This is a genomic window from Catellatospora methionotrophica, assembly GCF_011297335.1.
Classification (GTDB): domain Bacteria; phylum Actinomycetota; class Actinomycetes; order Mycobacteriales; family Micromonosporaceae; genus Catellatospora; species Catellatospora methionotrophica.
The window spans coordinates 1,152,823-1,171,976 of the sequence record NZ_JAAOTJ010000001.1 but is presented as its reverse complement, the minus strand read 5'-3'; the positions used below and the strand labels follow the sequence as shown (position 1 = coordinate 1,171,976).

At 71.1% G+C, this 19,154-nt stretch carries 21 protein-coding genes; 10 read left to right on the top strand and 11 right to left on the bottom strand.

The annotated features are described in order from the left end of the window. Positions 1-46: 46 nt before the first annotated feature. On the bottom strand, positions 47-1,174 hold the full coding sequence (gene efeO, locus HAV40_RS05055; protein ID WP_166379420.1) for an iron uptake system protein EfeO: 1,128 nt from the start codon (positions 1,172-1,174) through the stop codon (positions 47-49). A gap of 39 nt (positions 1,175-1,213) precedes the next feature. After that, positions 1,214-2,089: an iron uptake transporter permease EfeU gene (gene efeU, locus HAV40_RS05050; RefSeq protein WP_166379418.1), complete on the bottom strand. Its 876-nt coding sequence runs from the start codon at positions 2,087-2,089 to the stop codon at positions 1,214-1,216. A 262-nt stretch (positions 2,090-2,351) separates the two neighbouring features. Between efeU and HAV40_RS05045 the strand changes: the two genes are divergently transcribed. Further along, complete coding sequence (locus HAV40_RS05045) at positions 2,352-2,690, top strand: LbetaH domain-containing protein (RefSeq protein ID WP_166379416.1); 339 nt, start codon at positions 2,352-2,354, stop codon at positions 2,688-2,690. Here the strand turns inward: HAV40_RS05045 and tnpA are convergent. Further along, entirely contained in the window at positions 2,687-3,103 is a 417-nt protein-coding gene (gene tnpA / locus HAV40_RS05040; protein ID WP_166379414.1) for an IS200/IS605 family transposase, read from the bottom strand. The genes HAV40_RS05045 and tnpA overlap by 4 nt on opposite strands. 16 nt (positions 3,104-3,119) lie before the next feature. Between tnpA and HAV40_RS38325 the strand changes: the two genes are divergently transcribed. Both HAV40_RS38325 and HAV40_RS38320 read left to right on the top strand, forming a co-directional pair. Beyond that, positions 3,120-4,361 (top strand): RNA-guided endonuclease InsQ/TnpB family protein, encoded by a 1,242-nt coding sequence (locus HAV40_RS38325; protein WP_239086345.1) that lies wholly within the window; start codon positions 3,120-3,122, stop codon positions 4,359-4,361. Positions 4,362-4,414: 53 nt separating this feature from the next. Continuing rightward, complete coding sequence (locus HAV40_RS38320; RefSeq protein ID WP_275413484.1) at positions 4,415-4,684, top strand: DapH/DapD/GlmU-related protein; 270 nt, start codon at positions 4,415-4,417, stop codon at positions 4,682-4,684. Positions 4,685-4,829: 145 nt separating this feature from the next. Here HAV40_RS38320 and HAV40_RS05030 read toward each other — a convergent pair whose 3' ends face one another. Together HAV40_RS05030 and HAV40_RS05025 are read right to left on the bottom strand one after the other, a co-directional pair. Continuing rightward, complete coding sequence (locus HAV40_RS05030) at positions 4,830-5,366, bottom strand: P-loop nucleotide/nucleoside kinase family protein (RefSeq protein ID WP_166379412.1); 537 nt, start codon at positions 5,364-5,366, stop codon at positions 4,830-4,832. 74 nt (positions 5,367-5,440) lie between these two features. Beyond that, positions 5,441-6,220, bottom strand: a complete 780-nt coding sequence (locus HAV40_RS05025) for an SDR family NAD(P)-dependent oxidoreductase (RefSeq protein ID WP_166379410.1) — start codon at positions 6,218-6,220, stop codon at positions 5,441-5,443. Positions 6,221-6,502: 282 nt separating this feature from the next. Between HAV40_RS05025 and HAV40_RS05020 the strand changes: the two genes are divergently transcribed. Continuing rightward, positions 6,503-7,960 carry an MDR family MFS transporter gene (locus HAV40_RS05020; RefSeq protein WP_239086344.1) on the top strand — a complete coding sequence of 486 codons (1,458 nt, stop codon included), beginning with the start codon at positions 6,503-6,505 and terminating at the stop codon, positions 7,958-7,960. Positions 7,961-7,962: 2 nt separating this feature from the next. On the opposite strand, the gene HAV40_RS05015 is transcribed toward HAV40_RS05020, so the two are convergent. Beyond that, the gene (locus HAV40_RS05015; protein WP_166379408.1) at positions 7,963-9,861 is read right to left on the bottom strand and encodes a multicopper oxidase family protein; all 1,899 of its coding nucleotides are present in this window, start codon (positions 9,859-9,861) and stop codon (positions 7,963-7,965) included. A 289-nt stretch (positions 9,862-10,150) separates the two neighbouring features. Here HAV40_RS05015 and HAV40_RS38315 point away from each other — a divergent pair, with 289 nt between their 5' ends. Together HAV40_RS38315 and HAV40_RS05010 are read left to right on the top strand one after the other, a co-directional pair. Beyond that, positions 10,151-10,774 (top strand): GNAT family N-acetyltransferase, encoded by a 624-nt coding sequence (locus tag HAV40_RS38315; protein WP_239086343.1) that lies wholly within the window; start codon positions 10,151-10,153, stop codon positions 10,772-10,774. 11 nt (positions 10,775-10,785) lie between these two features. Continuing rightward, positions 10,786-11,922 (top strand): ThiF family adenylyltransferase, encoded by a 1,137-nt coding sequence (locus tag HAV40_RS05010; protein WP_239086341.1) that lies wholly within the window; start codon positions 10,786-10,788, stop codon positions 11,920-11,922. A 23-nt stretch (positions 11,923-11,945) separates the two neighbouring features. Here the strand turns inward: HAV40_RS05010 and HAV40_RS05005 are convergent, their stop codons facing one another. The 3 genes from HAV40_RS05005 to HAV40_RS04995 all read right to left on the bottom strand — a co-directional run bounded on the left by HAV40_RS05005 (position 11,946) and on the right by HAV40_RS04995 (position 13,675). Next, complete coding sequence (locus HAV40_RS05005; protein WP_166379404.1) at positions 11,946-12,365, bottom strand: MmcQ/YjbR family DNA-binding protein; 420 nt, start codon at positions 12,363-12,365, stop codon at positions 11,946-11,948. 61 nt (positions 12,366-12,426) lie between these two features. Then, entirely contained in the window at positions 12,427-13,266 is an 840-nt protein-coding gene (locus HAV40_RS05000) for an SDR family NAD(P)-dependent oxidoreductase (RefSeq protein WP_203671406.1), read from the bottom strand. A gap of 40 nt (positions 13,267-13,306) precedes the next feature. Beyond that, complete coding sequence (locus HAV40_RS04995) at positions 13,307-13,675, bottom strand: nuclear transport factor 2 family protein (RefSeq protein WP_166379400.1); 369 nt, start codon at positions 13,673-13,675, stop codon at positions 13,307-13,309. Between the two features lie 78 nt (positions 13,676-13,753). Between HAV40_RS04995 and HAV40_RS04990 the strand changes: the two genes are divergently transcribed. The 3 genes from HAV40_RS04990 (at position 13,754) to HAV40_RS04980 (ending at position 16,374) form a co-directional block, all read left to right on the top strand. Then, a complete protein-coding gene (locus tag HAV40_RS04990) occupies positions 13,754-14,566 on the top strand; it encodes a MerR family transcriptional regulator (protein ID WP_166379398.1) in 813 nt (270 codons plus the stop codon). A 168-nt stretch (positions 14,567-14,734) separates the two neighbouring features. After that, on the top strand, positions 14,735-15,544 hold the full coding sequence (locus tag HAV40_RS04985) for a hypothetical protein (RefSeq protein WP_166379396.1): 810 nt from the start codon (positions 14,735-14,737) through the stop codon (positions 15,542-15,544). 122 nt (positions 15,545-15,666) lie between these two features. After that, positions 15,667-16,374, top strand: a complete 708-nt coding sequence (locus tag HAV40_RS04980) for an MOSC domain-containing protein (RefSeq protein ID WP_166379394.1) — start codon at positions 15,667-15,669, stop codon at positions 16,372-16,374. Position 16,375: 1 nt separating this feature from the next. On the opposite strand, the gene HAV40_RS04975 is transcribed toward HAV40_RS04980, so the two are convergent. Both HAV40_RS04975 and HAV40_RS04970 read right to left on the bottom strand, forming a co-directional pair. After that, positions 16,376-17,086: a DUF899 domain-containing protein gene (locus HAV40_RS04975; RefSeq protein WP_203671402.1), complete on the bottom strand. Its 711-nt coding sequence runs from the start codon at positions 17,084-17,086 to the stop codon at positions 16,376-16,378. Between the two features lie 109 nt (positions 17,087-17,195). After that, on the bottom strand, positions 17,196-17,816 hold the full coding sequence (locus HAV40_RS04970) for a TetR/AcrR family transcriptional regulator (protein ID WP_239086337.1): 621 nt from the start codon (positions 17,814-17,816) through the stop codon (positions 17,196-17,198). Between the two features lie 61 nt (positions 17,817-17,877). On the opposite strand from HAV40_RS04970, the gene HAV40_RS04965 reads away from it, so the two are divergent. After that, positions 17,878-19,038 carry an FAD-dependent oxidoreductase gene (locus HAV40_RS04965; protein WP_166379390.1) on the top strand — a complete coding sequence of 387 codons (1,161 nt, stop codon included), beginning with the start codon at positions 17,878-17,880 and terminating at the stop codon, positions 19,036-19,038. Positions 19,039-19,154: the final 116 nt, after the last annotated feature.

Genomic DNA, 19,154 nt, shown 5'->3' with positions numbered 1-19,154 from the left:
GTCCGGCGGCCGGTGGTGTGCGCACCACCGGCCGCCGGACCCGGTGTCACTTGGCGACGACGGCCGCGACCTTGCTGATCGGCTCGGCGAGGGCGTTGATGACGTCGCTGAGCTCCTTCAGCTCGGCCTGGCTGAGCTGGTTGTGCAGCTTCCAGCCGTCACCGGCGCGGTGCTTGCCCAGCGCGGTCTCCACGTTGGCGAACGCGGTGTCCAGCGCGGTGACCAGCTCCGGGGCGCGCTCCTCCAGGGTCGGGCGCAGCGCCTGCACGGACGCCTTCGAACCCTCGACGTTGGCGGCGAAGTCCCACAGGTCGGTGTGGGAGTAGCGGTCCTCCTCGCCGGTGATCTTCCCGGAGGCGACCTCGTCCAGCAGCTCCTTGGCGCCGTTGGCCAGCTGCAGCGGCGACAGCTTCTCCGCGTTGGCCTTGGCCACGATCTCCTTGACGTCGACCAGCAGCTGGTCGGCGATCGGCCCGGACTTGGAGATGTCCTTCTTCTCCCACAGGTCCTGCTCCAGGCGGTGGAAGCCGGTGAAGGCCATGCCCTCCTCGATGACCTCGGCGCGGCCGTCGATCTTCGGGTCCAGGTCGCCGAAGATCTCGGCGACGGGCTCGATGCGCTCCCAGTAGGTGCGCGCGATCGGGAACAGCGCCTTGGCCTTCTCGGCGTCGCCGGCCTTGACCGCGTTCACGAACTCCTCGGTCTTGGGCAGCAGCGCCGCCGTCTGGCTCTGGATGTAGCGCTGGTAGTTCGCCGTCGCCTCGGCGAGCTTGGCGTCGGCGGTCAGCGGCGCGGCCGACCCGGTGACCTTGAACGCGCCCCGGATGCCCTTGCCGATCATGCCCGGCTTGCAGGCCGTCTCGTACGTGCCGGAGGTCAGCTCGACCTTCAGCTCCCGGGTCAGGCCGGGCGCGATGTTCTCGACCTCGCCCATCACCCGGTCACCGGCGGCGTACACGTAGAACTCGGTCACCTTCGCGCCGCCGTTGGCGATCGTGAACGTCACGGTGCCCGCGGCGGTCTCGGCGCGGCCGACCTCGCACGCGGTGTCGGACGCCTTGACCGCGATCGGGCCGGTGGTGTCGCCAGTGGCGGCCGGCTCCGGGTCGGTGGTGCAGGCCGACATGCCCAGACCGAGCACGGCGGTCGCCGTCAGCACGGAGAGCTTGCGCATGGGTGACTCCTATAGGGGATCGGTGTTTTCGGGGGTGGTTCAGCGGTCGCCGACGCTGGCGGCCGGCTCGGCGACGGGTGTGGGCGAGACGGGGGCGCCCGGCCGGGTCGGCCGGTGCGGCAGCAGGAAGAGCACGAGGACCGGCACGGCGTACGCGACCCAGGCGATCGTCTCCAGCACGGTCGGCGCGGGCGTGAAGTTGAACATCCCGCGCAGCAGTTCGGCGTACCAGGTCGTCGGCGGCAGCACCGCCGAGATGTCGAACGCGATCGTGTTCAGGCCGGGCAGCACCCCCGCTTCGAGCAGGTCGTGCACGCCGTACTTGAGGATGCCGGCCGCGACCAGGACCAGCAGCACCCCGGTCCAGGTGAAGAACTTTGTCAGGTTGATCCGCAGCGCGCTGCGGTACATCAGGAAGCCGAGCAGGACCGAGGTCGCGATGCCGCCGACGATCGCCGCCACCGACCAGGTCGAGGTCGCGCCCTGCACGGTCGCGAAGAAGATCAGCGAGGTCTCCAGGCCTTCGCGGGCGACGGCGAGGAACGCGGTGACCACCACGGCGAGCGGGCCCAGGGCGATGGCGGCGTCGAGCTTGGCGCGCAGTTCACCGGAGATCGACCGGGCCGCGCGGCGCATCCAGAAGATCATCCAGGTGACGAAGACGACGGCCAGGATCGAGGTGACCGCCTCGAACAGTTCCTGTCGCTCGAACTCCAGGTGCGCGCTGGTGTACTGCAGCACCGCCGCGAAGCCGACCGACAGTGCCGCCGCGACGGCGACGCCGAGCCATACGAACCGCAGCCGGTCCCGACGCTCGGACTTGACCAGGAACGCCACCAGGATGGTGACGACCAGGGTCGCCTCCAGGCCTTCCCGTAACCCGATGAGGAAGGTGGGCAGGAAGACGTTCGGCATGGGACACCTCGTGGTCTGCTGGCCGGGGTGTGGCCGGTCGGTATCGTGATGCGGCAGCGCTGCCCATAGGTAGGGGAGGCTGCCCTAAATTAGGGTCGCCTAAACTTTCCTTCTACGTCCAGTAGAAGTCAAGTCCGGTGCTGCCGCGGGCGGATGTCCGCCGTGCGTGGTGCCGTTCCGGGTGAGGATGATCACTCCGGTGGCGGGGCCGCACGTGGAGGCGGCTCTGCCTGAGACGTGGCCGCACTGGCAGAATCGCCGGGTGCGCAACGAGCAACGCCTGCCGACGGGCACGCCGCAATCGCGAGCCTTCGCCCGGCGTGCACAGGTCGTCATGGGTCTGACCGCTCGGCTGAACACGCTGCCGTTCGACGACCTGGACGCGCGCGGGACGGTGCTAGCCGAGATCTTCGGTGGGCCCGTTCCCGGCTCGCTGTCGATCCTGCCGCCGTTCTACTGCGACTACGGGCTCGGGGCCACGTTCGGCGAGCGGGTGTTCATCAATCAGGGGTGCTACCGGGTTGCGGGCCAGTGCTCCGCCCTTCAGGGCGGGGGTGAAGGCCTGCGCTGGGAGGGCCGTCAGGCCCGAGCAGTGCCTTAAACCGGGCGGTTCTGCTGCTCGATGTACTGACGCACGACACTCAGCGGCGCCCCGCCCACGGAGCCCGCGAAGTAGGAACCCGACCAGAGTTTGTTTGCCCGGTAGTAGTGCCGGACCAGGTCGGGGAACTCCTGGCGCATCCGCCGCGACGAGACGCCTTTGAGGCTGTTGACCAGCTTCGCCAGGGCGACCTTGGGCGGGAAGTTGACGAGCAGGTGGACGTGGTTGTTCTCGCCGTTGAACTCGACCAGTTCGGTCTCGAAGTCCGCGCAGACCGCCCGCATGATCTCTTCCATCCGGGCGAGGTGCCGGTCACTGAACACCCTGTGCCGGAATTTGGTCACGAAGACCAAGTGGGCGTGCAGAGCAAAAACACAGTGTCTGCCAGTGCGGATGTCTTCGAGATCAGCCATAAACCAACATGGTACAGTGCTTCTCGTGCAGCTCCGTTACAACTACCGGGTGTACCCGGACACTGCGCAGCGCGAGGCGCTGTCCCGGTCGTTCGGGTGCGCCCGGGTGGTGTTCAACGACGGGCTGCACCTACGCCAGCAAGCGCGGGAGGCGGGTGAGAAGTACCTCTCGGACGGCGAGCTGTCCCGGCGGCTGATCACCGAGGCCAAGGCGACCGAGGAACGGGCATGGCTGGGCGAGGTATCCAGCGTGGTGTTGCAGCAGGCACTGGCGGACCTGAACACCGCCTACCGCAACTTCTTCGCCTCGCTCACCGGCAAGCGCAAGGGCCGCAAGGTGGCCCCGCCCCGGTTCCGGTCCCGCAAGGACAACCGCCAAGCCATCCGGTTCACGAAGAACTCCCGGTTCAGGGTCCTGGACAACGGCCGCCTGCGCCTGCCGAAGATCGGCGACCTGGACGTCCGCTGGTCGCGGACCCTGCCGGCGGACCCGTCGTCCGTGGCGATCATCAAGGATGCGGCAGGCCGATATTTCGCCTCGTTCGTCGTGCAGACGGCCGAGGACGAGACGCTGCCCGAAGCGGACTCCGAGGTCGGTATCGACCTGGGCCTGACCCACTTCGCGGTCATGTCCGACGGCACGAAGGTGGCCGCGCCGAAGTTCCTGCGCCGGGCGGCCCGCAAGCTCAAACGGCTCCAGCAAGACCTGTCCCGCAAGCAACGGGGCAGTCAGAACCGGAAGAAGGCCGTCGTGAAGGTCGCCAGGGCGCACGCCCGGGTGGCAGACACCCGCCGGGACTGGCAGCACAAACTCTCGACACGGATCATCCGCGAAAACCAAGCGGTGTACGTCGAGGATCTGTGCGTGGTCGGTCTCGGCCGGACCCGGCTGGCGAAATCTGTGCACGACGCCGGATGGGCGTCGTTCACGGGCATGTTGGAGTACAAGGCCGCCCGGTACGGGCGCACCTTCGCCAGGGTGGACCGGTTCTTTCCATCCACCCGGATGTGCTCGGCGTGTGGTCGGATCAACGAGAATATGGCGCTGGATATCCGAGCGTGGGACTGCCCTTGCGGAGCAGCCCACGACCGGGACGTCAACGCCGCCATCAACGTCAAGGCCGCCGGGCAGGCGGACTTCAACGACCGTGGAGCGCAGGCAAGACCGGGACTCGTTCCGGCACCGCGCGGCGAAGCGGTAACCCACCCGGACGTTGCGTGTTCCACGCGCAGCGTGGAGGGAATCTCCGTCCTTTAGGGCGGAGAGGATGTCAATTCCTGGACTTCGGCGGCATCACCATCGGCGACCGCGTGCTGATCGGGCCGGGGGTCACGCTGAGCACGGCGGGTCACCCGGTCGAGGTCGACGAGCGCTTCGGCTTCATCACGTACGCGCCCATCGTCATCGGCGACGACGTGTGGATCGGCGCCGCGGCCACGATCACCCCCGGTGTCACGATCGGCCACGGCTCGGTGGTCGGCGCGGGCGCGGTGGTCGCCAAGGACGTGCCGCCGCTGAGCGTGGTGACCGCGACCAGCATCGTCGAGCGCAAGCGACTGCGACCACCCTCGCCCAGCTGATAACACCGCAGGAGTCGGCGCGCCGCACGGTGGCGAGGTGGCACCACCCGCTGTTTCACTGACACGGGCACCGGCACCTGCCACTGACCTCGTCGCATCGGAGGCGTCGTCGAGGCCTGGCCTGAACCACCCTGCGCGGAGCCTGTCACGAGACCGACGGCGGCCAGCGATGGGTGCGCCACGCGTCCCAGGTCGCGAATCCGGCCGGGGGATCGCCGACGGGTTCACTGCCGTCGCGTTCGCCCGGGGTCGGGATCTGGATGAACGCGGCCCACGCGGCGAGTTCCTCGTCGGACATGGGCCACGTGGTGTGCGGGGCCTCGGCCTGGCGCTGATCGAGCCGCCTGCGCTGCTCGGCCGGGGTGACCTCGAAGTAGCGCAGTTCCACCGCCGCGCCCCGGTCCGCTGCCGCCTGGCGTAGCGCGGAGCGCTCGTCCCGGCTCCAGAGGCCGTAGTCGATCACGACGTTGCTGCCCAGTTCGAGGGCGCGCAGCCCGATCTGGATGAGCCGTCCTTCGATCACGTCCTGGGCCGACGCCGGATTCTCGTCGCCGTAGAGCGCCTTGACCCACTCGTCCTTGGTCAGGCGAAGCGCGTTCTGCTCGGCCTCGATGCGCCGGGCAGCCGTGGTCTTCCCGGTGCAGGGAAGTCCCACGGTCAGGAACAGTGTCGGCCGCCTCATCGCCGTCCATCATCTGCCAGGGCGTGCCCCGGCACGACATCCGGGGTGCCCGCACGCGGCGGCCGGGTCCGGGCTCAGCGTGCCGTCCACCCGCCGTCGATCATCAGGGTCTCGCCGGTGATCAGCGAGGCGGCGGGGGAGCAGAGGAACACCACCGCGCCCGCGACCTCGATCGGCTCGCCGATCCGGTGCAGGGCGGCGATCCGTTCCACCACGTCGTCGTGGAACGCCTGGTCGGCGAGCACGGCCGAGGTCCCCGGCGTACGCACGAACGTCGGCGCGACCGCGTTGACCGTGATGCCGTGCGGGCCCCACTCCACCGCGAGGCACTTGGTCAGGTGCGCGATGGCCGCCTTCGTCATGCAGTAGACGGACTCGCCCGGCAGGGCGATCGTGCCCGCCTGCGAGCCGAGGTTCACGATCCGGCCGTGTCCCTGCCCGATCATGACGCGGCCGGCGGCCTGGCTGGTGAAGAAGGTGCCCTTCAGGTTGACGGCGAGAGTCGCGTCGAAGGCGTCCTCGGTGACGTGTTCGGCAAGGCTCTCCGGGGCGATACCGGCGTTGTTGACGAGGATGTCGAGGCGGCCGAACTCGCGTACGGTCGCCTCGACCGCCGGGGTGATCTGCTCGGTGCGGGCGACGTCGAGCTGGAGTTTCAGCGCGCGGCGTCCCCGTGCGGCGATCTCGTCGGCGACACCCGCGTCGGCGTGCACGTCGCGCAGCCCGAGCGCCACGTGGGCACCGGCCTCGGCCAGCGCCAGCGCGATGGCCCGGCCCAGTCCCCGGGCGGCACCGGTGACGAGGGCTACCTGGTCGCGTACGTCGAAGCGGGGCAGGGCGGGGGTGAAGTCCATGGTGGTCCACGGTAGTGCAGGCCGGGCTACCCGGCTGTGGGCGAACGTGCGGCCAGATCACCGCCGCGCGGCGGCCCGGCCCGCCTGCTCACCGCTGATGCCGGACGTACCCGCCGGCCCCTGCTCGTCGACGGGCTTCATCCACCGTGGTGAAAACAGGATGATTTCTGGATGAACTTGCCGCAGAGTAGGTCGCTGCGATGAGTTTTGTCGGTGGCGTCAGTCAGGGTTGGTGTGACAACGACTGCCAGCAGGACTCCCAGACAACCCGATCGAGGTACCGTGCCCAGCCAGCTGCTCGACTCACCCGCCACGTCCGCGACCGCGGTCCCAGGTCGCACACCGCCGGTGATCCGGCTGCTGGTGCTGGCCACGTTCGTTGTCATCCTCAACGAGACGATCATGATCAACGCCATCCCGAACCTGATGGAAGCGTTGAGAATCACCGAGCAGACCGCGCAGTGGCTGTCGACCGCCTTCATGCTGACCATGGCAGCGGTGATCCCGGTAACCGGCTGGTTCCTGCAACGGGTCTCCACCCGCGGCGCGTACACCACGGCCATGGGTCTGTTCCTGCTCGGCACCACGCTGGCCATCGTCGCGCCGAGCTTCGAGGTGCTGCTCGGCGCGCGCATCATCCAGGCCTCCGGCACCGCGGTGATGATGCCGCTGCTGATGACCACGCTGATGCACGTGGTGCCCGAACGCGACCGGGGCAGGGTCATGGGCAACGTCTCGCTGGCCATCTCGGTCGCCCCCGCCATGGGCCCGGCGCTGTCGGGAGTGATCCTGAGCCTCGGGTCCTGGCGGCTGCTGTTCGCCGTCGTGCTGCCCATCGCCGCCCTGATCACCTGGGGTGGCATGAAGCAGTTGGAGAACATCGGCGAGCCCGAGGCGGGCACCATCGACTGGTTCAGCGTGGTGCTGGCCGCCCTCGGCTTCGGCGGCCTGGTCTACGGGCTCAGCCGGTTCCAGGACGCCAGCGTCGGCCTGGCCGCCGGGATCGTGGTGGCCGGGCTGGCCGCCATCGCCGTGTTCGTACTGCGCCAGGTGTCGCTGCAGAAGCTCGGGTCGCCGCTGATGGACCTGCGCACCCTCAAGCACCGGACGTACACGATCTCACTGATCCTGATGTCGGTCGCGTTCATGGCCATGCTCGGCTCGATGATCCTGCTGCCGCTGTACCTGCAGAACATCCGTGGCCTCAGCGCCCTACAGGCCGGGCTGCTGGTGATGCCGGGCAGCGTGGCCATGGGCCTGCTCGGTCCGACCGTGGGCCGCCTGTTCGACCGGTTCGGCGGCCGGGTCCTGGTCATCCCCGGCGCGATCGCGATCTCGCTGGCGCTCGCCGGCTTCACCCAGGTCTCGATGACCATGCCGTACTGGCAGATCCTCGGCCTGCACGCGATGCTCATGGTCGGGCTGGCGGCGACCTTCACGCCGGTGTTCACCCTGGGCCTCGGCGCGGTCCCGCCGCACCTCTACGCCCACGGCAGCTCCATCCTCGGCACACTGCAGCAGGTGGCGGCGGCTTTCGGCACCGCACTCGTGGTCACCGTGATGAGCGCGCGCGCCGACGCGCTTAAGGCCGAAGGGGTCGCCGCCACGGCCGCCAGCCTGGACGGCATGCGGCTGGCGTTCATCATCGGCGTGGTCCTGTCCATCGCCGTGATCATCGCTGCGCTGCTGCTGCCGGCCAGAGCGGACAGCGACGCCGCGAGCGTGGGACACGGTCACTGAGGTCACCGCACGAGGAACGGCCGCATCATGTCGTTGTCCTCGTGTTCGAGCAGGTGACAGTGCCACACATAGCGCCCCGCCAGGTCGAAGGCGGCCTTCACCCGGGTGATCTCGCCCGGGAAGACCAGGACGGTGTCTTTCAGGCCGCGGTCGCCCGGCCGTGGTCGCTGCCTGCCGTCCTTGCCCCGGCCGAGGACCTCGAACTGGACCACGTGCAGGTGGACGGGGTGGGCGTGGGCGCTCCAGTTGTGCAGCTCCCAGACCTCGGTGCTGTTGAGGGCGGGCTGCTCGGTGACCGGGTCGTGCCAGTGGCGCGGGTCGGCGTGCCCGTCCGCGCCGATCGTGTAGAGCATCATCTTGACCGAGTGGTCGTGCCCGAGTTCCTCGTCCAGGGCCAGGCGGCGGGTCCTGGTCTCGTGGCCGAGTGGCCGGATCCGGGGCAGGTCCAGGTCCTCGGGCGCGACGCTGCGGTCCCGGCCGGTCAGCCTCCCGACGGTGAACTTCATGACCTGGCCGGTGGTGGCCGGGTCCGACGGGTTGAAGTCGTCGGCGCAGAGCACGTCCGGGCCCTCGTTGATGAGGTAGAGCTCGGTGCCCTCGCGCAGGCCGGTGAAGTCCACGATGACGTCGGCCCGCTCGGCGGGGCCGAGCAGCAGTTGCTGCAGTGACACGGGTTCGGGCAGGAAGCCGCCGTCGTTGCCGATCTGCCAGATCGGAAGCGCGGCGGGCGCCGGGCGCGCGGCCAGCCGGTCCGCCGCGATCTTCATGATCAGCACCCGGCTGTTGCAGGCGTTGAGCAGCCGCAGCCGGTAGCGGCGCGGTTCGACCTCCAGCACCGGCCAGGTGCTGCCGTTGACCATCATGGTGTCGGCGAGGAACGCCGGATTCCAGATCGGCGGGAACGGGCCGTCGGGCAGGTACGGCCCCGCGTCGTCGGTGAAGGCGCGGCTGGCCGGGTAGAACAGCGAGCCGTCGGTGTTGAAGGAGCGGTCCTGCACCATCAGCGGGATCTCGTGGTAGCGGGTGCCGGGCCGGTCGCCCAGCCGCGGCGCGGGCCCCGGGAGCACGCCGGGCGGCAGGTCCGCGGCACCACCGCGCAGCAGGTAGTACCCGGCCAGTCCGGCGTACACGTTGAGGCGGGTCAGGCCCAGGGCGTGGTCGTGATACCACAGTGTGGCCGCGCGCTGGTCGTTGCCGTAGTGGAAGGTCGCCGAGCCGGGCTGCCAGGCGGTGCCGTGGCGGTGGGTGAACTCCTCGCCGAACGCGTCGTGGAAGGTGCCGACGGTGGCGTGCCCGTGGGGGATGTCGCGGGCCTGCGGCAGGTACCAGGCCTCCGGGTAGCCGCAGCTGTCCTGTGTCGAGCGGCCGCCGTGCAGGTGCGTGACGATCGGCACCGGCCCCCGGTAGGGGCCGGGCGTCGCGGTGAAGGTGGGCCGGGAGTCGCGGCCGGACTCGCCGCCCGGCGGGTTGGCCCAGTGCAGGGTGGGGTCCACCGCCAGCAGGTGCGGGCGGAAGCCCCCGGAGCCGTCGACGAGTTCGTTGACCCAGGTGACGCGCACCGGGCGGTCCACGGTCGCCTCGATGGTGCCCGCCGGGGTCCGGAACCTGCCCGGCCGGGACACGTCCCCGTAGCCCCAGACGGTGGTGCGCGGCATACCCTTGGGCAGGATCTGCTGCCGGAACTGGCGTACGCCGATCCGGTAGTGGTCCGGGCCGTCCTTCTCGCGCCGCTCGGGCGACATCACCGGCGGGACCGTCAGCGGCGTGACGTACTTGCGGATCTTCCTCGGGTGCAGGGCGCCCGCCCGGCCCGCCGCCCAGGCCCAGCCGGCCTGCTGGGACAGCGCCGCGGCGGCGCCGATGGCCACGCTCGCCTGAAGAATCCGCCTGCGGTCGACCACGTCGCACACCTTCCGCCACTGCCGCGCGCCACCCCGAGGGCGGCGTCTGCCAGGAGGAACGAGCAGGCCGACCTCGGGAAACGAGCCGTTCTGCCTGGTCACAGCGCTGCCGGCGTCGACGGCGGTCCGGGTGGCCGTGTCGGCTGCGTGGCCGGTCGGCGGTGTCGACGTGGCTCGATGGCCCCACCCGGCTGGCGGAGGTGGCCGCCCCGCCGCATCCCCTACGCTGCAACAGATCGGCGGACATCGAAGTCACGGCCATGGGTTCAGCAGACTAGAGGGGTGCCGCGTGCCCTTTCCGGTGACCATCGACGGTGGGGACATCGTGCTGCGGGAGCTGGGCGAGCAGGACCTGCCCGCGCTGACGAGGCTCTACACCGATCCCGACCTGACCCAGTTCATGGGCTTCGACCAGCTGGCCGCCGAGCAGGTGCCCGAGGCGCTCGACGCGCACCTGGCCGCGGCCCGCCGGGCACCCCGCACCCAGTACACCCTGGCCATCACCGTCGACGGCGCACCCGACCTGGTCGGGGTGGTCCGGCTGCTGGTCGAGGAGTACGGCCGCAACGCGATGCTCGGCGGCCTCATCGTGATCCCCGAGTCCCCGGGCGTGGGCCGGGGCGTGACCGCCTCCCGCCTGCTCATGGCGTACGGGTTCGGCCCGCTGGCCCTGCACCGGATCTGGGGCGGGCGGCGCACCGACTACCTGCGCATGCACGAGCGCATGACCCGCCTCGGCCTGGTCCAGGAGGGGTTCATGCGCGAGCTGTTCCACACCCATGGCGTATGGCACGACGTCGTCAGCTACTCCGTACTGGCGCACGAGTGGAAGCCCGACGGGCCCGAGGTGTCCATCATGGAGTCGGCCGCCCCGGCGGCTCTGTCGGCCTCCGGCCCGGCCGGGCTGGTGTAGAAGGAGCACACGTGACGATCCCGGACCTGCTGGCCCTGCGCGAACGCGAGGGCGACGTGCTCGCCTGGCGGCCCGAACTGTTCCGGCTCGGCGACGGCGGCGACCGGCAGCGGTTCGAGCAGCTGCTGACCTCGGGACGGGTGCGCGAAGTCTGCGACACCTACGCCGAGCAGGTCGCCGACCTGGTCGCGACGCTGCACCCGCCGCTGAAGGGCGACCAGGGCCGGCTGGCCCGCCTCGCCGCCGAGCACCTGGGCGGCGCCGAGCCGTGGCAGGCCGGTACCTGGGTGTTCTACCCGTGGTCGGGACGGCTGGTGCACCTGCTGGACCGCGACGACTTCCGCCTGCTGCGCACCGACCGCAACCGCGGCAAGATCAGCCGGGAGCAGCAGCGCAGCCTGGCCGGCCGCCGCATCGGCGTCATCGGGTTGTCGGTCGGCAACAGCGCCGCGCTGACCCTGGCCACGGAGGGCGTCGCGACCGCGTTCACCCTCGCCGACTTCGACACCCTGGCCCTGTCCAACCTCAACCGGCTGCGGGCCGGGGTGCACGAGCTAGGCGTCAACAAGACCGTCATCGCGGCCCGCCAGCTGTTCGAACTCGACCCCTACCTCGACGTGGACGTCTACCCCGACGGCCTGCACGACAACAACATCAAGCGGTTCTTCCTCGGCGGCAGCGGCCCGATCGACCTGCTGGTCGAGGAGTGCGACGAGCCGCGCATCAAACTCGCCGCCCGCGAATGGGCCCGGACCTGCCGCATCCCGGTGCTGATGGACACCAACGACCGCGGCATGCTCGACATCGAACGCTACGACCTGGAGCCCGACCGGCCGCTGCTGCACGGCATCCTCGGCCCGACCACCTCGGCGGACCTGGACGGCCTCAGCCGCGCCGAGGTGATCGACAACGTGCTCAAGATGATCGGCGAGATCAGCCCGAAGCTGGCCGCCTCGATCCCGCGCATCGGCGTCGAGCTGAGCAGCTGGCCGCAGCTCGCCTCGGGGGTCGGCCTCGGCGGTGCGCTGGTGGCCGACGCCGCCCGGCGGGTGCTGCTGGGCGAGCTGCGGGAGTCGGGCCGCTACTACGTCGACCTGGACCTGCTGATCCGCGACGGCGACGGCGCCGACCCGCTGTCGGCCGCCTGATCGCGAGGCCGCACGAGGGAGGTCTACCTGTATGTCGACGGCCCGGCGATCTGGGCGACGAGGAACTTCGGGGCCATCTCGCCGTAGCTGTCGGTGATCAGCTCGGCGATCTCGGCCCAGTCGGTGTGCTCGCCGAGGATGGCGGCGGCCACGTTGTGGCCCCAGGGCGCGCGGAAGTACGGGAAGCCCTGGGCGGTCAGTCCGAGCAGCTCGTCGACCGGGGTGCGAAACGTCAGCACCGTCGGCGGCGAGCCGTCGACCACATGTTCGGCGTAGACCGGTGAGCGTGCCGGGTCCGGCGTGTAGACGTGGGCGACGGTGCGCGCGCGTATCCGCCAGCGGACGCCGATCCACGCCGGTTCCTCGTACGTCTCAGGCAGCCGCCGGCAGATCGACCGCAACCGGTCGAGGATCTCCTGTGGCACGTCTGCGGGGCTGGACATGGGCTCGACGGTAACGGCTGCCTGGGACATCCCGCCACGGCCATCGAGACGTGGACGCCGGTCAGGAGGCGGGGAAGTCGGCGCCGCGGGAGACGCTCTCGGCCGCGCGCACCTCGGCCAGGTCCCGCTCCAGCGCGGTGACGACGGTGTCGAACCCGTCGCCGCCGAGCACGAGGCGGCGGGGCGGCGGGTCCTGGGCCAGGGCGGCGATCACGGCGCGTACGCCACGGCGCGGATCGCCGGGCTGCCTGCCGTCCTGGCCGACCATCGCGGAGCGGACCTGTTCCAGCATCGGCAGGTACGCCGCGACCGGCTCGCTGATCGGCTCGTCGGCGAAACCGGCGTACGCCCGGGTGCGGAAGGCTCCCGGCTCCACCGCCAGGACCCGGACACCCAGCGGCTCCACCTCCGTGCGAAGCACCTCCGTCACGGCCTCGAGCGCGAACTTGGTGGCGCTGTAGTGGCCGAAGCCGGTCACGCCGACCAGACCCGCGACCGACGACATGTTGACGATCCAGCCGCTGCCCCGGGCCCGCATGCCCGGCAGCACGGCCCGGACGACCGACAGCACCGCGAAGAAGTTCAGCTCGAACTGCTGCCGCACGGCGGCGTCGGCCATGCCCTCGATCGACCCGTACCAGCCCCGGCCCGCGTTGTTGACCAGCACATCGATACCACCGAAGTGCTCCTCGGCCGCGGCCACCGCCCGCCGGACCTGGTCGGCGTCGGTGACGTCCAGTGCCAGCACGAGCGCCCGGCCCTGCTGGGCCTGCTCCCATTCCCGCAACGGGCCGGTGCTGCGGGCGGTCAGCACCACCCGGTCACCGACCTCGAGCGCGGCCTCGGCGTACGCCATGCCGAACCCGCCCGGCGTCCCACCGGTGATGAACCAGGTCCTCATCAAATACCCCTAAAAGTTGAAGATTGGTAGAAAATACACTTCACGCTGCGATCTCCAACGCCGCGATCGACGCGCCGTGCATCGTGAACCGGTATCGCAGGTCCACCACCCCTCCGGGGAAGTCGCCCTCCAGATGCTGGCGCACTTCGTAGCGCGCGGCGTCGACCGCGCTCGCGCCGACCAGCGTGGTGGTGAACGTGTACTCGCTCGCCGTGCTTGCCACCCAGCCGGCTATCTCCGCCAGCCCGTGGTAGGTGTGGCCGTCGTCGGTCACCACCGCGTCGGGCGTGAACGTCCCCACCGCGGTGGGGACGTCGTGGTCGCGGTGTGCGAGCAGGTAGGCCGTGATCGCGGCAGGCAGTTCGGCGGTGGTGATCGTGCGGCCTTCGGCCCAGTCGACGTCGCTCATGAGCCCACTGTCGGATCTCCCCCGGGGAGAGGGTCAAGTCGTGGACCCTCTCCCCGGGGGAGGGCGCAGACTGGGCAGATGAGGCAAGGGCTGACCATCGGGGAGTTCGCCACGCTGACCCACCTCAGCGTGCGTACGCTGCGCCGCTACCACGAGGCGGGGCTGCTGGAGCCCGCGACTGTCGACCCGGTCACGGGTTACCGCTACTACGGCCCCGCGCAGATCCCCCCGGCGCAGGTCATCCACCGGCTCCGTGAGCTCGGCGTGCCGTTGGCCGAGGTGAAGTCGATTCTCGCCACCGGCGACCCGCGGCGGCGCGCCGACCTGATCGCCGGTCACCTGCGGCGACTGGAGTCCGAACTGGACCGCACCCGGGCGGCCGTGGCGTCACTGCGGCAGCTGCTGCGACCCGAACCGGACGAGCTGGAGGTGCAGGTGCGGGCCGTGCCCGTGCGCACCGTCGCCGCGATCAGCGCCCAGGTCGCCGCCGATGAGCTGCTGGCCTGGTACGACGGGGCGATGGCGGAGTTGGACGCGGCATTCCCGCCGGGGGAGCGGACCGGGCCGCCCGGCGGGCAGTACGCCAACGAGCTGTTCACCGACGGGGCCGGTGCCGCGATGGTCTTCCGGCCGGTTCGCGAGCCGCGCGCCGCGGGCCGGATCGGGGCCGTCGAGCTGCCCGCGGTGGAGCTCGCGTCGACCGTCCACCACGGCCCGCACGACGACATCGACGTCACCTACGGCCGGCTCGGCGCGTGGGTGGTGCGGCACGCACTGGCCGTCGACGGCCCGATCCACGAGACGTACACGGCCGGTCCGCGAGACACCCCCGTCGCCGGGCGATGGCGTACGGAGATCGGCTGGCCGGTCTTCCGCCTCGCCGCGTCCTGACCGGCGTCCCGAGGTGGTCGCCGACCGTTCGGCCGGATGCGCAGTCGGATCGAGGACAACCCGACGTCAGTGAGTATCGGCGCGATTACAGTCCGGATCGGCTTCGGCTTCCTGGTAGTCGGGCGCTCCGTGTGGAGAGCGCCTGCTCGCTCTGAAGGTGGACAAGTGGTGGACCAGCAACGCCCGGCGACCGGGTCGCGCGGCGGCGCCCTCTCGGCGATCGCCACCGTCGTCAGCACGGTCGTCGCCCTGCTCGAATTCCTGACCGACCTCGGCGCGCTCGCCATCGTGCTGCTGGGCGCCATCGCGCTCGGCTTCGCCGGCTGGGGGCTCGCCCGGTCCTGGATCAACCGGCAGGCCCTGCCCGCGACCTTCCTCCTGCTGGCGGTCATCGCCGTCTCCGCCGCCGTCGGCGCGGCCGGCGACCGCCTGCTGCGCCCCGAGCAGACCGTCGTGGCGGCCAGCCAGCCGGGCGGCGCGCAGTCGCCGACGCCGGGCACGCCGACCGGCGACCCCGGTCCCAGCGTCGCGCCATCGGCGAGCGCCCCGGTGCCGTCCCCGTCTGCCGCGGTGTCGCCCGAGGCCACGAGTGCGGCCGGGCAGCCCGCCGTCAAGCGCGCGGCCAAGGGGGTAACCCTGCCCGTCTACTACTCGATGGACCTCGACTCGGACGCTCCCAACTGGGGCGTGGTGCGTAACGCGATCTCCGGCTGGGACATCCGCGGCGCTGTCGGCGTGGGCCCCTACGGGATCGCCTCGTACCGTGACATGACGCTGGTCAGCGGGGAGCCGATCCACCAGACCTGTGAGGCGGCGACCGCGCTGCTGCGCGGCGTCGAGCAGGAGAAGACGCGTGCCGGGACCGCGTTCTGTGTGAAGACCGGCGAGGGCCGCTGGGCCTGGGTGAAGATCACCGGCGTGGACAAGAGCTCGGGTGAGGTCACGCTTGACCTGCACGTCTGGGAGGCCGCCTCCTGACGGCACCGCGGAACCGCCGATTCGCTGAGCGCCGCAGGGTCCGCCGTCCGATCGGCGAGGCCGGTGGCCCCGGCGGGAGAAATGCGGAGGCGAGCCGGGCCGGGAATCAGTAGGTTGCGGTCGTGAGCAGGATCATGTCGGTCAATCTGGCGGTGCCCGAACGTAACCCGGCCACGGGCGTGGGCTTGACGGGTATCGCCAAACGCCCGGTCGACCACCTCGTCACCGTGCGCGCCCCGGGGCCGATGACGACGGGGCTGCACAGCGGCCTGGTCGGCGACCAGATCTTCGACATCGCGCAGCATGGTGGCGACGATCGGGCCGTTTACGCGTACGCGCGCGAGGACTACGACTGGTGGCAGGCGCGGCTGAGCCGGCGGCTGGCCAACGGGCTGTTCGGCGAGAACCTGACCACCGAGGGCGTCGACGTCAACGGCGCGGTCATCGGCGAGCGGTGGCGTGTCGGCCCGCGGCTGGTCCTGCAGCCGGTGTTCGGCCGTGTTCCGGGCATCACGTTCCAGCGCAGGATGGGTGTGCCGCGCTGGACGAAGACGTTCGCCCGGTCGCTGCGCCCCGGGGCCTGCCTGCGGGTACTGGAGCAGGGTGAGATCTGGGCCGGAGATCCGGTGACGGTCGAGGACCGTCCGTCACACGGGGTGACGATCGCGCGGGCCTTCCGGGCGTACGCGATCGAGCCGGAGCTGCTGCCGGAGCTGATCGAGACCGACGGCCTGCCCGCCGCGCTGCGGGAGACCCTCACACGGCGGCTCGTGCAGGTGCGGCAGGGAGGCAGGGCCATGTCGGCGGCGGGGCCCGGCACGATCAGGTGATCTACCGCCGGTCCGTGTCCTCGGACTGCGCGGCCGGGCCGTACAGGCGGGCGATGTCGGGGGAGTCGAGCCAGGCGCTGTACGCCGGGCTCTGCGGCCAGCCCTGCGGTGAGTCCTGCCACTGCTCCTGCCGACCGTAGGGCAGCACGTCGGCCAGGGCGAAGGTGAACGTGAGCTGTTCGACGCCCCGGCCGCTGGTGTGCCAGGTGCGGTACACGGTGTCGCCGTCGCGCAGGAAGACGTTGAACGCGAAGCCGCCGCCGGGCGGTGCGTCGACGTCGGCTCCGAACGGGCTGTCCGCGGTGGAGTACCAGGTCATCTTGTTGCCGACGCGGTCGGCGTAGGCCAGGGCCGCGTCGATCGGGCCCTGGGTGACGACGACGAAGCGCGCGTCGTACTCGGCGAGGAAGTCCAGCCGGGTGTACGACGAGGTGAGGCTGGTGCAGCCGCCGCACTGCCACGTCGCGTCCGGGTCGGGGTCCCACATGTGGTTGTAGACGATCAGCTGCGACCGGCCGTCGAAGATGTCGGCGAGCCGGACCGGGCCGTCAGCCCCGACCAGGGTGTAGTCGGGCATCCGCACCATCGGCAGCCTGCGCCGCTGGGCGGCGATCGCGTCGAGTTCCCTGGTCGCCGCCTTCTCTCGGGCGCGCAGTTCGTCCAGTTCCTTGCGCCAGGCCGTGGCGTCGACGACGGGTGGCAGGGCAGCCATGGTCATCATCTCCTTCGTTCGCCGGATGCGTGATCAGTTCGTTCGCGGACGCGGGAATCTGCCCGCAACCGCCGTTACCCAAACTAACGGGAAGTCGGCGCGGGTGGGCTCAGCGCGCCAGGGCGTGCAGCAGTGCCCGTACCGCCGCGGTGAGGTCGGCGCGGTTCCGCGCGGTGCCCGGGGGCGGGGCCGTCAGCGCCCCGGCTCCGGCGAGGCGATCGAACAGCAGACCGTCGACGCAGGCCACGAAGTGGTCCCCGGCCCGCTGGGGGTCGGTCGCTCCCGCCGCGGCGAGCATGGCTCTGGCTTGCGCGCGTGCGGCGGTGCCGTGGCCGAGGATGTCGCGCAGTTCCGGGTGGTGGGTCGCCTCGAGCACGCAGGCGTAGCGGGCCAGCGCGCGGGTGCGGCCGTCGGTCAGCCACCGGTCCAGCAGCGCGCCGGTCGCGGCGGCGATCGCGTCCAGGTCCGTGTCGCTCAGGGGCATGCTCGGGGCGTACGCCGGGACGTCGTCGGCGGGCAGGTCGCCCGCTTGGAGATCGGCGGCGTCGAGGTCGGCGAGCCGCTGCACGAGCGCTTCGATCAGTGCCTTGCGGGTGCGGTAGTACGCCGAGGTGGTGCCCGTGGGCAGGGCGGCCCGTGCGTCGACGGCGCGGTGGGTCAGTCCGCGCATGCCCTGCTCGGCGACGAGCGCGATGGCGGCGTCGGTGATGACGGCATACCGGGTGACCACGTGGACCCTCGCTTTCTACGCCTGTAGTATGCCGCTTCTACAGCTGTAGAAAGGGTGCGGCATGAAGGCGATAGTCATCGGAGCCGGGATCGGCGGCCTGTGCGCGGCCATCGGGTTGCGCCGCCGTGGCTGGCAGGTCACCGTGCTGGAGCGGGCGCCGCGCTTCGGCGAGGTCGGCGCGGGCCTGACGCTGATGGCCAACGGCCTGCGCGGGCTCGACGCGCTCGGCGTCGGCGACGCCGTACGCGCCGCGGGTCGGGCCGACGCGCCCGGCGGCACCCGCACCGCGTCGGGCCGCTGGATCTCGCGGATCGACCCCGGCGCGATGGACCGCCTGCGGGGCACGGCCGCACTGGGCATCCACCGGGCGAAACTGCACGAGATGCTGCGGGCGGCCCTGCCCGCCACGGCGATCGTCACGGCGGCGGAGGTGACCGCGGTCGGGCAGCAGGTCACCTACCGACACGGCGGCGTGACCACGACCGGGGACGCCGCGCTCGTGGTGGCCGCCGACGGCATCGACAGCGCGGTCCGCGCCCAGCTCTGGCCCGGTCATCCCGGCCCGGTGCACTCCGGTTCGACCGCCTGGCTCGGCGTGACCGGACCCTGGTCCGGTGCCCGCGCGGCCGCGATCAGCTGGGGACCGGGAGCCGAGTTCGGCACGGTTCCGCTCGGCGACGGCCGCGTCTACTGGTTCGCCGCGGTCAACGCGCCCGCCGGACTCCGCTGCGACGACGCGATGGCGGCCCTGCGGGCGCGGTTCGGCGACTGGCACGCACCGGTGCCCGCCCTGCTCGACGCGACCGACCCGGCTTCGGTGATCCGCACCGACCTGCGCCACCTGGCCACACCGCTGCCGTCCTACGTGCACGGGCACGTCGCGCTGCTCGGCGACGCCGCCCATGCCATGACGCCGAACCTGGGTCAGGGCGCCAACCAGGCGATCGAGGACGCGGTGGTGCTCGCCGCGCTGTGCGGCCCGCGCGACGACGTCCCGGCCGCCCTGGCCGCCTACGACCGGCTGCGCCGCCCCCGGTCGCAGCAGGTCGCCCGTGCCGCGGCACAGATCGGCCGACTGGGCCAGCAACTGAGCAACCCGGTGGCTGTGGGCCTGCGCAATGCGCTGATGCGGATGACCCCCTCCCGGGTCGCCCTGCGCTCGATGGCCCGGCACGCCGACTGGACCGCTCCACCGGTTCCTGACACGAGCGCGACCTCCTGAACCTGCCGCCGCCCCACCACGCCGCAGTGGTGTCTCGGGTGGTGAGAGCGCTTCCATCAAGATTTCCTGCGAAGACACCTGTTTCGGAGAGCGGTTACCCGTCTAAAAACTCTTGA

Coding starts and splice junctions, on each gene's coding strand:
- efeO (WP_166379420.1), bottom strand. CDS start 1,174: ATGCGCAAGCTCTCCGTGCTGACGGCGACCGCCGTGCTCGGTCTGGGC.
- efeU (WP_166379418.1), bottom strand. CDS start 2,089: ATGCCGAACGTCTTCCTGCCCACCTTCCTCATCGGGTTACGGGAAGGC.
- tnpA (WP_166379414.1), bottom strand. CDS start 3,103: ATGGCTGATCTCGAAGACATCCGCACTGGCAGACACTGTGTTTTTGCT.
- HAV40_RS05030 (WP_166379412.1), bottom strand. CDS start 5,366: ATGAGGCGGCCGACACTGTTCCTGACCGTGGGACTTCCCTGCACCGGG.
- HAV40_RS05025 (WP_166379410.1), bottom strand. CDS start 6,220: ATGGACTTCACCCCCGCCCTGCCCCGCTTCGACGTACGCGACCAGGTA.
- HAV40_RS05005 (WP_166379404.1), bottom strand. CDS start 12,365: ATGTCCAGCCCCGCAGACGTGCCACAGGAGATCCTCGACCGGTTGCGG.
- HAV40_RS05000 (WP_203671406.1), bottom strand. CDS start 13,266: ATGAGGACCTGGTTCATCACCGGTGGGACGCCGGGCGGGTTCGGCATG.
- HAV40_RS04995 (WP_166379400.1), bottom strand. CDS start 13,675: ATGAGCGACGTCGACTGGGCCGAAGGCCGCACGATCACCACCGCCGAA.
- HAV40_RS04990 (WP_166379398.1), top strand. CDS start 13,754: ATGAGGCAAGGGCTGACCATCGGGGAGTTCGCCACGCTGACCCACCTC.
- HAV40_RS04975 (WP_203671402.1), bottom strand. CDS start 17,086: ATGGCTGCCCTGCCACCCGTCGTCGACGCCACGGCCTGGCGCAAGGAA.
- HAV40_RS04965 (WP_166379390.1), top strand. CDS start 17,878: ATGAAGGCGATAGTCATCGGAGCCGGGATCGGCGGCCTGTGCGCGGCC.